Source organism: Bradyrhizobium sp. USDA 4516, assembly GCF_054055915.1.
Window position 1 is genome coordinate 4,621,679 of the sequence record NZ_JBSRXT010000001.1, and the last position, 14,204, is coordinate 4,635,882.

Sequence of the window (14,204 nt, forward strand, 5' to 3'; positions counted from 1 at the left end):
AAGATAGAGCGGTCATGCGGCAAGCCTTTATTGGGGTGGACGTCGGCAGCACCAGCGCCCGGGCGGGCGTGTTCGACGAGTCGGGGAAGCTGCTCGGGTCGGCCCGGCATCCGATCCGGGTCTGGCACGAGCCCGGCGATATCGTGGAGCAATCGTCCGATGACATCTGGGCGGCCTGCGTCGCCTCCGTGCGCGGTGCGATGCGGGAGGCTGCGGTTGCCGCCGAACACGTCAAAGGCATCGGCTTCGACGCGACCTGTTCGCTGGTCGTGCTCGACAGGGCGGACCGGCCGCTCACCGTCAACCCGTCGGGCGATCCCGCGCGCAATGTCGTGGTCTGGATGGATCACCGCGCGATGGATGAAACCGAATTCGTCAACGCGACCGGCGACAAGGTGCTGCGCTATGTCGGCGGCGCCATCTCGCCGGAGATGGAGATCCCGAAGATCCTCTGGCTGAAGCGGCATCTGCCCGCGACCTTCGAGGCCGCCGGGCATTTCTTCGATCTTGCCGACTATCTGTCGTTCCGCGCGTCCGGCTCGCTGGCGCGCTCGACCTGCACGGTCACCTGCAAATGGACCTATGTCGCCGGCGAGGGCGGCTGGAGTGAATCCTTTTTCAAGCGGGTCGGGCTCGAGGCGCTCGCGGCCGACCGTTTTGGGCGGATCGGCAGCGAGATCGTGCCGCCCGGCTCGCCGCTCGGTCGCGGGCTGTCCGAGGATGCCGCGCGCGATCTCGGCCTGCTGCCGGGAACCGCGGTCGGTGCCCCCCTGATCGATGCCCATGCCGGCGGCGTCGGCGCGATCGGCGGCCGCGATGGCTCCGGCGCCGAGGTCGATGTCTGCCAACGGCTCGCCTACATCATGGGAACGTCGGCCTGCATCATGGCGACGACGGTCGATCCCTGCTTCGTGCCCGGCGTCTGGGGCCCGTATTTCGAAGGCATGGTGCCGGGCTTCTGGCTGAACGAGGGCGGCCAATCGGCGGCGGGCGCCGCGATCGATCACCTGCTCAAGTCGCATCCGGCGCATGCCGAGGTTGCGCTCGCGGCGAAGACCGACGGCGTCGACGTCATCGAATATCTCGAGAGGCGCATCCTGGCGCGCAGCGGCAATGCCGGTGCTGCGGCGTTGCTCGCGCGCAACGTTCACGTTCTGCCGGAGTTCCTCGGCAACCGTTCGCCCTATGCCGATCCCGGCTCGCGCGCGGTGATCGCGGGGCTCGATCTCGACACCGACGTGTCGGCGCTGGAGCGGCTGTTCATCGCCGGTTTGTGCGGGCTGGCCTATGGCCTTGCCGACGTCATCGACGCCTTGCAGGCGCATGGCGTCAAAGGCAAGACCATCGTGATCGGCGGCGGCGCGAGCCGCAGCCCCCTGGTGCGCCAGATCATGGCCGACACGACAGGCTACACGGTGGCACTGCCGCAGACCCAAGAACCCGTCTTGCTCGGCGCCGCGATGCTGGGCGCGGTCGCCAGCGGCGCGCACAACTCGATCAATGCGGCGATGGCCGGCATGTCGGCGCTTGGACGGTTGAGCGAGCCGACCAGGCCGGAGCTCGCCGAGTTCCACCGCAAGAAGCGCGGCGTGCACAAGCTGCTGCGAGAGCTTGACCGCGACAGCCGCGAGGCGATGAGGCGGGTGCCCGGCGAAGCGCCGACGTAAGGTTTGCCCCATGCTGCTGAGTTGCGGAGATGCGCTGATCGATTTCCTGCCGTCGAAGACGGCGGACGGACGTGAGGCCTTGACGCCCGCCGTCGGCGGCTCCTGCCTCAACATCGCGATCGGCAGCGCCCGGCTCGATGTTCCCACCGGCTTTGTCGGCGGCATCTCGACCGACACCTTCGGCAGGATGATCGCCGATCATGCCGCGGCGTCCGGCGTCGATCTTCGTCGCGCCACGCGGAGCAATCGCCAGGCCACGCTGGCCTTTGCGCGCGTCACCGGCACCGAGACGCAATACGCCTTCTACGACGCCGACACAGCGTCGCGGAACTGGACCTATCGGCGCGATGCGGTCGCGCTTGACGGCGTCACCTGCGTGCACACCGGCTCGACCACGCTGGTCCATGACAAGGGTGCGGCGGAGACGCTGGCCTTGATCGAGGATGCGCGGCCGAACGTGACGATCTCGCTCGATCCGAACTGCCGACCGAACCTCGTCAAGGACAAGGACGCCTATCGCGCGCGCATGCTGGCGTTCTGCGGCAAGGCCGACATCGTAAAGATGTCCGACGTCGACTTCGCCTATCTGTTCGGTGACGAGGCCCATGCTGCGCGGGCCGAGACGCTGCTGTCGGGCGGCGCATCGCTCGTAGTCATTACGCGCGGCAATGATGGCGCTTGCGCCTGGCATCGCAATGCCGGACCGATCGCGGCCGAAGCGCCGGTGGTCAACGTCGTCGATACGATCGGCGCCGGCGACAGCTTTCAGGCGGCGCTGCTCGCCGCGTTGCATCGGTTGGACCGGATCGCGCAGCCGCAGTTGCGCGACGTCTCCGCAGCTGAGCTGACCCGTGCGTTGTCCTTTGCCTGCAAATGCGCCGCTTTCACCTGCACGCGGCCCGGCGCCGATCCGCCGCGCAGCCGGGAGTTGCCGGCCGACTATTGGTAAGCCATGCAGGGCCTCAGCCGGCGCGGCCTCCCGCGCGATGCCGTCGCTTGACGCTTAGTCTCATTTTGCGTGCTGCGCCTGCGAAGGCAAATCTGCCCGGCGATGCGTGAAAGCGTCCGAAGCACCCGATATCGCTCGGATTTGATGCCAACCCGCGATCGCTGCATTTCGATCGTGCGAAGTCATGCTGCTTAGGCTTCGCATTGAGCGCATCGGTTGTCTTTGTGAAAGACCGCGCTAACATGGAATCCATCCATCGATACCTGTCTTCGTCCTTTTTTGATCGTCTATTGCAGCGCAACCAGGCCACGCAACGGGTTGCGGGCTCGCCAGGGCGACCGGGCCTCGAAGGGAAGTAGCAGACACGCATCCCTAATATTGCAACCAAGAAACAACGGGGGAAGATATGTATGTGAGAGGGATTGCGGCATTCGCCGCCGCGTTCGGCGTTGGCCTGTTGTCGGGCGCCGCCATCGCGCAGGAAGTCAAGCAGGAGAAGCAGTCGGTCCTCGGCAACGCCAATGTTTCTCCGGTGACCCAGGAGCAGCTCAACGCCGCCGACAAGAACAGCAGGGATTTCCTGCTCACCAACGGCAACTATGCCCAGACGCGATTCTATCCGGGCAAGCAGATCAGCCGGGACAATGTGAAGGACCTGCACGTCGCATGGATCTTCCAGACCGACGTCAAGGAATCGCTTGAGACATCTCCGATCGTCGTCGATGGCGTGATGTTCGTCACGACGTCGTTCAGCCATGTCTATGCGCTCGACGCCAAGACCGGTCAGCAGCTCTGGCACTACGCCCACAAGATGGGCCCGATCACGGTTTATTGCTGCGGTCCCAACAATCGCGGCGTCCAGGTGCTCGGCGACCGGGTCTATCTGGCGACGCTTGATTCCAGGCTGATGGCGCTGAATGCCAAGACCGGCGAGGTGGTCTGGACCACCAACATCGCCGATCCCGAGCTCGGCTACAGCGAGACGATGGCGCCGACCGTGGTCAAGGACAAGGTGCTGATCGGAACCAATGGCGGCGAGTACGGCATCCGCGGCTTCGTGCGCGCCTATGACGCCAAGACCGGCAAGCAGCTTTGGAATTTCCACACCATTCCGGAGAACTCCGTCGGTGTCTGGGCGACCAAGGATGCCACCGGCCGTGACATGCATCGCAATATCCAGGCCGAGAAGGACATGCTCGCCAAGATCGGCGATCCCTATGCCAAGCTCGGTGGCGGCGTGTGGCAGAACCCGTCGGTCGATCTCGCGACCAACCGGATCTACTTCGTCGTCGGCAACCCGTCGCCCGACCTCGACGGGTCGAACCGGCCCGGCGACAACCTCTACACCAATTCGCTGGTCTCGCTCGATCTCGACACCGGCAAGTATGTCTGCCACTTCCAGTACATCGCCCATGACGTCTGGGACCTCGACGCGGTCAGCCCGACGGTGCTGGTCAACGTCAAGGACAAGAGCGGCAAGACGATTCCCGGCGTCATCCATGCCGGCAAGACCGGGCACATCTATGTGCACGATCGCAAGGATTGCAGCCTGATCCGCTTCTCCGAGGCGATGGTGCCGCAGGAGAACATGTGGGTGCTGCCGACCAAGGAAGGCGCGCGCATGCTGCCCGGCGCCAATGGCGGCGTCGAATGGTCGCCGATCGCAACCGATCCGGGACAGGAGCTGGCCTACGCGATCAATCTGCACCAGCCGATGACCTACCACGTCGAAAGCTCGGCCTATCCGAACGGCAAGCTTTGGCTGGGCGGCGCCTTCAAGGTGATCCCGGGCGAGAAGCAGGCAGGCAACATCACCGCGGTGAACTACAACAACGGCAAGATCAAATGGCAGGTCAACACGCCCGAGCCGATGATCGGCGGCATCCTCGCCACCGCCGGCGGCCTGGTCTTCACCGGCGAAGGCAACGGCAAGTTCGCGGCCTACAATTCGTCGAACGGCAAGGAGCTGTGGAGCTTCCGCGCCGGCGCCGGCGTCAACGCGCCGCCGTCGAGCTACATGGTCGGCGGCAAGCAATATATTGTGGTCGGCGCGGGCGGTAACACCCAGCTCGACTACAAGCGTGGCAACAACATCATCGCCTTCACGCTCGACTGAGCCGGGCCTGATGCATCATCACGCGTGCAAACATTGACGGCGAGGCGGGACCGGTTCGGTCCCGCCTCTGTTTTGGTCGGATAAAAGGTCCAGCCACGTCATTGCGAGCGAAGCGAAGCAATCCATTGTGCCGCGTTTGTGGAAGCATGGATTGCTTCGTCGCTCCAGCGCAAAATTGCTTTGCAATTTTGTCGCGAGCTCCTCGCAATGACGGAGGTGGACCGATACTGCGCCTCAGGATGAGCCAATGTTCGGTAAATTGATGATTTGCGGCGTCGCGCTGTTGCTGATGGCGGCGCAGGCGCGCGCAGAGACGATTGAGGAAAAAGTACAGGTCTGCGCCGGCTGCCATGGCGAGAACGGCAAGCCCGTCGACAAGACCATTCCGACGATCTGGGGCCAGCAGGCCGGTTATCTCTACATCCAGCTGCGCGATTTCAAGCGCGGTGATCGCAAGAACGAGATCATGCAGCCGATCGCGGCGCAGTTCGAGCGCGACGATATGCTGGCGATCGCGGAATATTTTTCGCAGAAGCCGTGGCCTGACCTCAGCCAGCCGCGCGCGCCCAAGGACGTGGCGGAGAAGGCGGTCAGCGCCAGCCGCTCGGTCGGTTGCCCGGCTTGCCATCTCGATCGCTTCCAGGGAGACGGCACGGTGCCGCGGCTTGCCGGCATGGGACGGGATTATCTCGCCAAGACCATCGCCGATTTCCGCACCCGTGCGCGCGGCAACAATCCCGGCATGTCCGACCTGATGCTGGCAACGTCGCCCGACGACCTTGCCGCATTGGTGGACTATCTGGCGGGGCTGTGAGCGGCGGGCACTCGTCATGCCCGGGCTTGTCCCGGGCATCCGCGTCTTGGTATCCAGGCAAAAGAAGACGTTGATGGCCGGGACAAGCCCGGCCATGACGTCCGAGCAAGTCGCCTCAACGCGGCGTCAGCTCTTCGCGCAGCACTGAGAGGATGGTGAGATCGGCGGCGTGCTTGCCGGCCTTGTCGGCCAGCCCAGGGTCGGCGCCGTGCGCCAGCAGTGTCCTGGCAATCGCCGGATGATTGCCTTCGGCGGCGATCATCAGCGCGGTGCGGCCGCGCGCATCGCGGTCGTCGACCTTGGCGCCGGCGTCCAGGAGATATGAGACGACCTCCAGCGCCTGCGCTTCCGGCACGGTCTCGTCAGGGCCGGCGGCCCACATCAGGAGCGTCAGATCGTTGGCATAGCGCGCGTTGATGTCGATCTCGCGCGCCAGCAGCTGCTTGACGATGCCGAACTGGCCGCCGGCCGCGGCGTAGACGATCGGCGGCTTGCCGGTGTCGTCAGCCTTGCGGCCGTCGGCGCCGTGCGCCAGCAGCATGCGCACCACCACGTCCCTGCCGGCATAGGCGGCGGCCGCGACCGGGGAGGCGCCGCTGCGTCCGGTGAGATTGACGTCGGCGCCGCGGTCGATCAGGCGCTGCACGATCGCGACATGGCCGCGCTCGGCGGCAAAATACAGCGCGGTCGATCCCGCGAGGTTGCGTGCATCGAGCGGCGCGCCGCGTGCCAGCAGCAGGTCGACCATGGCAAGATGGCCGGAGCGGGCGGCGTGGCTCAGCGGCCTTGCGCCCAGCCGGTCCCGCGCGTCGACCGAGGCGCCGTGATCGAGCAGCTCGGTGGCAAGGTTGATGCAATCGGCATTGGCGGCCGCAAATAGCGACAGCGAGATCTCGATCGCGCTGAGCTGGGCCTTGTCGGTTTCGTATTTGCGGATCAGCTCGCGGCATCGCGCCGGATCGAGCGCCGCGAGGCTGCCGTGCACGCTGCCGGCAACGATCAGCGCGGCGAGGGGGATGCGGCGATACAAAGCGTGGTCCTCCGTCATGCTGACAGCAGCGCCATTCGGTCGAGCGTCGCATGATCCTCCGTCGCTGCCAAGCCGCGCGGCCGGGAAGGGCCCGCCGCGCCGGCAGGCCATGCGCCGTCGCGGCTCCGTGGCCTTTCGCCATGCGTCCGAGCCGATGGACTTGCCGCTTGCAGCGCGGCACGATGCGGGCGTCGACCCTATCTGACGCGAGTCCTTGCCCAAATGAGCGACGATCTGTGTCTGCTGTCTGCCGTTGAGCTTCGTGGGCGCATCGCCCGCAAGGAGGTTTCGCCTGTCGAGGTTACGCGCGCGGTGCTCGCCCGTGCCGAGCGGCTGCAACCCGAATTGAACTGCTTCATCACGCTGTGCGGTGACGCGGCGATGGCGCAGGCGAAAGCTGCCGAGCGGCAAATCACGGCTGGCGAGCCGGCCGGTCTGCTCCACGGCATCCCCTTCACCGTGAAGGACATCGTCAACACCAAAGACGTCCGGACGACCTTCGGCGCGGTGCCGTACCGGGACAACGTGCCCGACAATGACGCCGTCGCGGTGGCCCGCCTCCGTGCCCAGGGCGGCATATTGATCGGCAAGACCACGACGCCGGAGTTCGGCAGCAAGTGCCTGACCGACTCGCCGCTGTTCGGGCGGACCCGCAATGCATGGAGTGCCGAGCGGTCCAGTGGCGGCTCCAGCGGCGGCGCGGCGGTGGCCGTCGCGAGCGGCATCGCGCCGCTGGCGGTTGCGACCGATGGCGGCGGCTCCACCCGGATTCCCGCCGCCTGCAACGGTGTGGTCGGAATCAAGCAGAGCAACGGGGTGATCCCGCATAGCCAGGTGCAGGACGCTTTCGGCAACCAGACCTATGTCACGCCGACCACGCGCACCGTTGCCGATACGGCGCTGATGATGCAGGCGATGGCGGGAGAGGATCCGTCGGACCCCTGGTCGATCGGGGTGCCGGTGCCTGACTATCTCGGGCTTGCCGCCCCGCGCGGCGACCTCAAGGGCCGGCGGGTGCTGTTCTGCGTGTCGCCGCCGCGGCGTCCGGTCACGTCCGATGTGGCTGACGCGTTCAAGGCAAGCCTCGACCGTCTGGCGAGCCTCGGCGCCGAGCTCGAAGAGTTTTCCGGCGACGGCTTTGACATCGAGCCGATCTGGCGTGCGATCAATCACACCGTCTGGCGCACCCGCTTCGAGAAGCTCGCGGCCGATCATCCGGATGATCTCAGCGCAACCTTCCTGAAGCAGCTCGCGCTGGCGGCCCAGGTCAGCGGTGTCGACTACCAGCGGGCGATGTTCGAGCGCACCGCGCTCTTCCGCCGGGTGCAGTCGCTGTTCGCGCGCGGCGATCTCCTGGCGATGCCGACCTTGACCCGGTCGGCGCTGCCGATCGACCAGGACCTGTTCGGCACGATCGAGATCGACGGCCGGAGTTTCGACAGCGTGCGGCCGCACTGGTTTCCCTGGACCATGCTGTTCAACATGACCGGGCATCCCGCCGTCAGCATCCCCGCAAGTTTCGGCCGCGACGGCCTGCCGATCGGACTGCACCTGGTCGGCCGCTTCCGGGCCGATGCCGAACTATTGCGCGTTGCAGCGTTGTTCGAGGCGGCGAGCGACTTGCTTGGTCGCTGGCCGGCTTGATGTTGTCGGCGCCGCCGGTCGCGGCGTCGCCGGTTTAGCCGGTCTGCCCGGTGCTCGCATTGGCGACGGCGCGCGCGACATTGGCGATCACCTCGTTGCACTTCTCGATGGGAGCACTTGCCCCGGTCAGGTAAGCCGTCACCACGATTGGCTTGCGGCCGGGCGGCCAGAACACGCCGATGTCGTTGTAGGTGCCGCGCTCGCCGGTGTCGGTCTTGTCGGCAACCCGCCAGTCGCGGGGCACGCCGGCACGCAGCCTTGCGTCGCCGGTTTTGTTTGCGACCATCCAATCGATCAGTTTCTGGCGCGAGGCCGCGGACAGGACATCGCCGAGCACGACGCGCTGCAAGTCCTTCAGCATCGCCACCGGGCTCGTGGTGTCGCGCGGATCGCCTGATACCGCCTCGTTCAGCGCCAGCTCCCAGCGATCGAGCCGGCTCACATTGTCGCCGATGGTGCGGAAGAAGCCGGTCAGGCCGGCTGGCCCGCCGATCTCGCGGAGGATCATGTTGCCCGCAGTGTTGTCGCTCCTTGTGATGGCGGCCTCGCAAAGCTCGGCAAGCGTCATGCCCGAGGCGACGTGCTCCTTGGTGACGGGCGAGTTGGCCAAGATATCCTTGGCCTCGAACCGGATTTGCTGATCGAGGCTGGATTCGCCGCGGTCGATCCGGTGCAGCACCGCGGCCGAGGCCAACGCCTTGAAGGTGCTGCACATCGGGAACCGCTCGTCGCCGCGCCGGCTCGCGCGCAATCCCGTCTCCATGTCGAGCGCGGCGACGCCGAGCCGGCCGCTGGTTGCCAGCTCGATGCGCGCAAACTCCTGCTGCAGCCGCTGCGCCGGCTCGCCTGGTCCTGCCGCTGCGCCTTGCCGCGGCAAAGTGCAGGACACCGCAAGGCCCAGCGCGCGCAATCCAAATGTCCGTCTCGTCAGCATGTCGAATCTCCCGTTGGCGGCGCGAACCTGCCGGGCGGCGTGACGGCGCACAAACAATCATTTATACAGCGAGACATGAGGAAAACTTGGTCATGACGCCGTGCGCCGGCATCTCCCGCTGAACGCGCTGCGCGCCTTCGAGGCCTCCGCGCGGCTGCTCAGCTTCACCCGCGCCGGGCTGGAGCTGCGCGTGACGCAGACTGCGATCAGCCATCAGGTCAAGCAGCTCGAGGATCTCCTGGGCACGAGCCTGTTCCGCCGGCTGCCGCGCGGGCTGGTGCTCACCGACGAGGGGCTGGCGCTGCTGCCGGTGCTGTCAGACGCGCTCGACCGGATCGGCGCCGCGATCGACCGCATCGAGGCCAAGGGCACGCGCGAGGTCGTGACCGTCGGCTGCGTCACGACGTTCGCGACCGGATGGCTCTTGCAAAGGGTCGACCGCTTCAAGCGCGCGCATCCCTATATCGATTTGCGTCTTCTCACCAACAACAACCGCGTCGACATCGCAGGCGACGGGCTCGATCTCGCGCTGCGCTTCGGCGACGGCTCGTGGCACGGCACCGAGGCGATCCATCTGTTGTCCGCACCGCTCTCGCCGGTGTGCTGCCCCGACGCGGCGGACCGGCTGCGCAAGCCGTCCGATCTCGCGCAGGAATTCCTGCTGCGGTCCTACCGCGCCGAGGAATGGCCGCTATGGTTTGCGGTCGCCGGCGCGCCGTGTCCGAAAATCCAGGGGCCGATCTTCGACAGTTCGGTCGCGATGGCCGAGGCCGCCGCGCGCGGCGTCGGCGTCGGGCTGGTGCCGATCGCGATGTTCGAAAATGAGCTGGCCACCGGCCGGCTCAAGCGTCCGTTCGCGGCCGAGGTCCCGGCGGGATCCTATTGGCTGACCTGGCTGAAGTCGCGCGAGGTGACGCCGGGCATGCGCGCGTTTCGCGACTGGCTGCTCGAGACGCTGCGGACGGAGGTGAATGAGGTGGAGGACGCCGTCGCGCCCGCACCGCGGCGGAAGATCACGACAAAGGCCGGACCGAAGCCGCGGACCAACACCAAGCGGCGTTAACGTCTGACGACGTGACTTCAACTATCGTCGCCATTATTTCTGAATTATCGAATGATGCCGCTGATTTGCCCGACATGTCAAGTGCCGTGTCGGACGCCCGCAGCCGCCGGCTACTTTGCATGGGGTTGTTTTCGATATTTTAGGCGGTGCGCTCCCGCGCCGGCTGGCTATCGCATCTGGCGCGCGACCTACGCCAGATGGCACGCCACGGAATGCCCATTCCTGCCTTCCAGCAACTCCGGCGCGCTCTGCCGGCAGCGCTCCTCGGCGATTGGACATCTCGTGTGGAAGTGGCAGCCCTTGGGCGGATTCATCGGGCTCGGCACGTCGCCCTTCAGGCGGATGCGGTCGCGCTTCGCCTTGGGATCCGGCACCGGCACCGCCGAGAGCAGTGCCTTGGTGTAGGGGTGCTGCGGGTTGCGGTAGAGATCGCTGGCCTTGGCGAGCTCGACGATGCGGCCGAGATACATCACCGCGACGCGGTCGGAGATGTGCTCCACGACCGAGAGATCGTGGGCGACGAACAGATAGGTGAGGTTCAGCTCGGCCTGCAGATCCTCGAGCAGGTTGATGACCTGGGCCTGGATCGAGACGTCGAGCGCGGAGACCGGCTCGTCGCACACGATCAGCTTCGGCTCCAGCGTCAGCGCGCGGGCGATCGCGATGCGCTGGCGCTGGCCGCCGGAGAATTCGTGCGGGTAGCGGCGCATGTGCTCGGCCTTCAGCCCGACCTTGACCAGGAGGCTCGCGACGCGGTCCTCGCGCTCGCTGGCCGAGCTCACGAGGTTATGGATGATGAAGGGCTCGCCGAGGATCGCGCCGACCGTCATGCGCGGATTGAGCGAGGCGAACGGGTCCTGGAACACGAGCTGCATGTTCCGCCGCATGGCACGCAGGTCGCCGCCGCCGAGGCCGGTGACGCTCCGGCCGTCGAACACGACCTCGCCCGAGGTCGGCTCGATCAGCCGCAGCACGCAGCGGCCGGTGGTCGACTTGCCGCAGCCGGATTCACCGACCAGCCCCAGTGTCTCGCCGCGGTTGACCGAGAACGACACGCCGTCGACCGCATAGACCTGACCGACCTCGCGCGAGAGCAGGCCGCCCAGCACCGGAAAATGCTTCTTCAGATTGGAAACGCGCAGCAGCGGCTCGGTCATGACGCGTCTCCGAGGTGGCAGGCCATGCGGTGGCCGGGCGCGATCTCGCGCAGCCGCGGCTCCTTTTCGGTGCAGATGCTCATGGCGTATTTGCAGCGGGCGGCAAAGCGGCAGCCGGGCAGCGGATTGATCAGGATCGGCACCGAGCCGCCGATCGCCTCCAGCCGCGTCTTGTGCGCGGCGTCGAGATCGATGCGCGGGATCGAGCGGATCAGGCCCTGAGTGTAGGGATGGCCGGGATTGCCGAACAGTTCGTCGACCGGCGCCTCCTCCACCACCTTGCCGGCGTACATCACGACGACGCGCTGCGCGGTCTCGGCGACCACGCCCATCGCGTGCGTGATCAGCATCACCGCCATGCCGAAGCGTTCCTTCATGTCCTGCAACAGGTCGAGGATCTGCGCCTGGATGGTGACGTCGAGCGCGGTGGTCGGCTCGTCCGCGATCACAAGCTTGGGGCGGCAGGCCAGCGCCATCGCGATCATCACGCGCTGGCGCATGCCGCCGGAGAACTGGTGCGGATAATGATGCACGCGGCCCCCGGCGTTGGGGATCTGCACCAGCTTCAGCATCTCGATGGTGCGCTCGAGCGCCTGCTTCTTGGTCACCGCCTCGTGGCGGCGCAGGCTCTCGGCGATCTGCTCGCCGATGGTCAGCACCGGATTGAGCGAGGTCATCGGCTCCTGGAAGATGAAGCCGATCTCCTTGGCCCTGATGTCGTCGAGCTGGTGGCTGGTCAGCGGCACCAGGTCGCGGCCCTCGAAGATGATCTCGCCTTCGACGATCTTGCCCGGCGGCATGGCGATCAGCTTCAGGATCGACATCGCGGTGACGGTCTTGCCGCAGCCGGATTCGCCGACCACGCACAGCGTCTCGCCGCGGTTGATGCTGATGTCGACGCCGTCGACCGCCTGCAGGATGCCGTCGTCGGTGGTGAAATGGGTTTTCAGGCCCTTGATGTCGAGCAGCGCCATCAGATCACCTTGCGCGCGTCGAGCGCGTCACGCAGCCCGTCGCCGATGAAGTTGATGGCGACCACCGCGATGAAGATCGCGCCACCCGGGAACAGCGCCCAATGCGGGCCGATGTCGAGAAAATCCTTGGCGTCATAGAGGATGCGGCCCCAGGTCGGCGTATCCGGCGGGAAGCCGAGGCCGAGGAACGACAGCGTCGATTCGGCGATGATGGCGGCGGCGACGTCGATCGTGCCGGCGATGATCACGGGTCCCAGCGCGTTGGGCAGGATGTGGCGCACCACCTGGCGCACCGGACTCGCGCCGAGCGCGCGCGCGGCCTCGACGAATTCCTTCTCGCGCAGCGACAGGAACTGGGCGCGCACCAGGCGCGCGACCGGCATCCAGCGCAAGCCGCCGATCACCAGTACGATTAGGATGAAGATGCCGCCCTCGGGACCGAACATCGCCTTTAGCCCGTCGCGGAACAGATAGATCAGCATCAACAGCAGCGGCAATTGCGGCAGCGACAGGAACAAGTCGGTCAGCCACATCAGCGCGTAGCCGAGCGCGCCGCGCGACATGCCGGCGAGCGCGCCGATCAGCGTGCCGACGAACACCGAGACCAGCATCGCGGCGAGACCGACCGCGAGCGAGATGCGCCCGCCATAGATCATGCGGGCGAGCAGGTCCTGGCCGAGATCGTCGGTGCCGAACGGATGCGCCAGCGACGGCCCCTGCAGGCCGGCCACGACGTCCATGTCGCTGATCGAGACGCGCCAGACGAACGGGCCGATCACGACGGCCGCGATCAGCAGCAGCAGCAGCACGGCGCTGACCACGGCCGGCCGGTGCCGGCGGTACCGCCGCCAGGTTTCGCGCCAGGGCGAATAGCCGCGCCGCTCAGCGGAAGGAGATGCGAGGGTCAAGCCAGCCATAGAGGACATCTGCGATCAGGTTGAACAGCACCACGAGACATGCGAAGACGAAGGTCACGGCCATCACGACCGGCGTGTCATTGGCGAGGATGGAGGAAATCAGCAGCGAGCCGATGCCGGGAATCCGGAAGATCTGCTCGGTGACGATGGCGCCGCCGAACACGGCAGGCATTTGCAGCGCAATGAGCGTGACGACCGGGATCATCGCGTTGCGCATCACGTGCTTGACGATCACCTTGGCCTGCCCGAGTCCCTTGGCGCGGGCGGTGGTGACATAGTCGAGCCGGATCACGTCGAGCATCGCCGAGCGCACGAAGCGGGTCATCGACGCCGCCTGGAACAGGCCGAGCACCATCACCGGCATGATCGCCTGCCGGATCATCTCCAGCAGCCAGGGAATGCCGCTGCCCGGCACGTCGGTGTAGACGAAGGGCAGCCAGTCCAGCTTCACCGAGAACACCAGGATGAACAGGATGCCGGTGAAGAAGGTCGGCAGCGAGAAGCCGATGAAGGCGAAGGTGTTGGCGAGCTGGTCGAAGATCGAATACGGCCGGGTGGCGGCATAGACGCCGACCGGGATCGCGATCAACAGCGCCAGCAGCTGCGCCGAGCCGATCACGTAGAGCGTGGTCGGCAGCCGCTGCAGGATCAGCGTGTCGACATTGATCCGGCTGACAAAGGAGAAGCCCCAGTCGCCCTGCGCCATCGCCGCGAGCCAGTGCAGGTAGCGAAGATAGATTGGGTCGTCGAGGCCGAACTTGGCGCGCAACGCGGCCTGTACCTCGGGCGGCACGTTCGGATTGGTCGCGAGCTCGCTGAACGGATCGCCCGGCGCGAGCGCCAGCACGACGAACAGCACGAGCGAGATCCCGAGCAGGCTCGGGATCGCGATCATCAGGCGACGCAGGATATATTGACTCATCGAGAGATCATCTAACT

The 14,204-nt window shown here is 66.3% G+C and carries 12 protein-coding genes; 6 read left to right on the top strand and 6 right to left on the bottom strand.

Annotated elements, in window-relative coordinates:
• Positions 1-14: 14 nt before the first annotated feature.
• The 4 genes from ACVI1L_RS21445 (at position 15) to ACVI1L_RS21460 (ending at position 5,546) form a co-directional block, all read left to right on the top strand.
• The gene (locus tag ACVI1L_RS21445) at positions 15-1,667 is read left to right on the top strand and encodes an FGGY-family carbohydrate kinase (protein ID WP_456783711.1); all 1,653 of its coding nucleotides are present in this window, start codon (positions 15-17) and stop codon (positions 1,665-1,667) included.
• A gap of 10 nt (positions 1,668-1,677) precedes the next feature.
• A complete protein-coding gene (locus ACVI1L_RS21450) occupies positions 1,678-2,616 on the top strand; it encodes a carbohydrate kinase family protein (RefSeq protein WP_456783712.1) in 939 nt (312 codons plus the stop codon).
• Positions 2,617-3,022: 406 nt separating this feature from the next.
• Positions 3,023-4,732: an outer membrane protein assembly factor BamB family protein gene (locus ACVI1L_RS21455; RefSeq protein ID WP_456783713.1), complete on the top strand. Its 1,710-nt coding sequence runs from the start codon at positions 3,023-3,025 to the stop codon at positions 4,730-4,732.
• Positions 4,733-4,979: 247 nt separating this feature from the next.
• Entirely contained in the window at positions 4,980-5,546 is a 567-nt protein-coding gene (locus ACVI1L_RS21460; RefSeq protein ID WP_229190982.1) for a c-type cytochrome, read from the top strand.
• Between the two features lie 115 nt (positions 5,547-5,661).
• Here ACVI1L_RS21460 and ACVI1L_RS21465 read toward each other — a convergent pair whose 3' ends face one another.
• A complete protein-coding gene (locus ACVI1L_RS21465; protein WP_456783714.1) occupies positions 5,662-6,594 on the bottom strand; it encodes an ankyrin repeat domain-containing protein in 933 nt (310 codons plus the stop codon).
• Between the two features lie 204 nt (positions 6,595-6,798).
• Between ACVI1L_RS21465 and ACVI1L_RS21470 the strand changes: the two genes are divergently transcribed.
• The gene (locus ACVI1L_RS21470; RefSeq protein ID WP_456783715.1) at positions 6,799-8,220 is read left to right on the top strand and encodes an amidase; all 1,422 of its coding nucleotides are present in this window, start codon (positions 6,799-6,801) and stop codon (positions 8,218-8,220) included.
• A 34-nt stretch (positions 8,221-8,254) separates the two neighbouring features.
• Here the strand turns inward: ACVI1L_RS21470 and bla are convergent, their stop codons facing one another.
• Positions 8,255-9,154 (bottom strand): class A beta-lactamase, encoded by a 900-nt coding sequence (gene bla, locus ACVI1L_RS21475; RefSeq protein WP_456783716.1) that lies wholly within the window; start codon positions 9,152-9,154, stop codon positions 8,255-8,257.
• Between the two features lie 100 nt (positions 9,155-9,254).
• On the opposite strand from bla, the gene ACVI1L_RS21480 reads away from it, so the two are divergent.
• A complete protein-coding gene (locus ACVI1L_RS21480) occupies positions 9,255-10,217 on the top strand; it encodes a LysR substrate-binding domain-containing protein (RefSeq protein WP_456783717.1) in 963 nt (320 codons plus the stop codon).
• Between the two features lie 188 nt (positions 10,218-10,405).
• Here ACVI1L_RS21480 and ACVI1L_RS21485 read toward each other — a convergent pair whose 3' ends face one another.
• Genes ACVI1L_RS21485 through ACVI1L_RS21500 form a run of 4 tightly spaced genes read right to left on the bottom strand, consistent with a single transcriptional unit; the run spans position 10,406 to position 14,187 of the window.
• Positions 10,406-11,374, bottom strand: a complete 969-nt coding sequence (locus ACVI1L_RS21485; protein ID WP_168855782.1) for an ABC transporter ATP-binding protein — start codon at positions 11,372-11,374, stop codon at positions 10,406-10,408.
• Positions 11,371-12,351 (bottom strand): ABC transporter ATP-binding protein, encoded by a 981-nt coding sequence (locus ACVI1L_RS21490; RefSeq protein ID WP_456785576.1) that lies wholly within the window; start codon positions 12,349-12,351, stop codon positions 11,371-11,373. Before ACVI1L_RS21490 ends, ACVI1L_RS21485 begins: the two co-directional genes overlap by 4 nt.
• Complete coding sequence (locus ACVI1L_RS21495; protein ID WP_028334911.1) at positions 12,348-13,265, bottom strand: ABC transporter permease; 918 nt, start codon at positions 13,263-13,265, stop codon at positions 12,348-12,350. Before ACVI1L_RS21495 ends, ACVI1L_RS21490 begins: the two co-directional genes overlap by 4 nt.
• Positions 13,231-14,187, bottom strand: a complete 957-nt coding sequence (locus ACVI1L_RS21500; protein ID WP_016842735.1) for an ABC transporter permease — start codon at positions 14,185-14,187, stop codon at positions 13,231-13,233. Before ACVI1L_RS21500 ends, ACVI1L_RS21495 begins: the two co-directional genes overlap by 35 nt.
• Between the last annotated feature and the right edge of the window lie 17 nt (positions 14,188-14,204).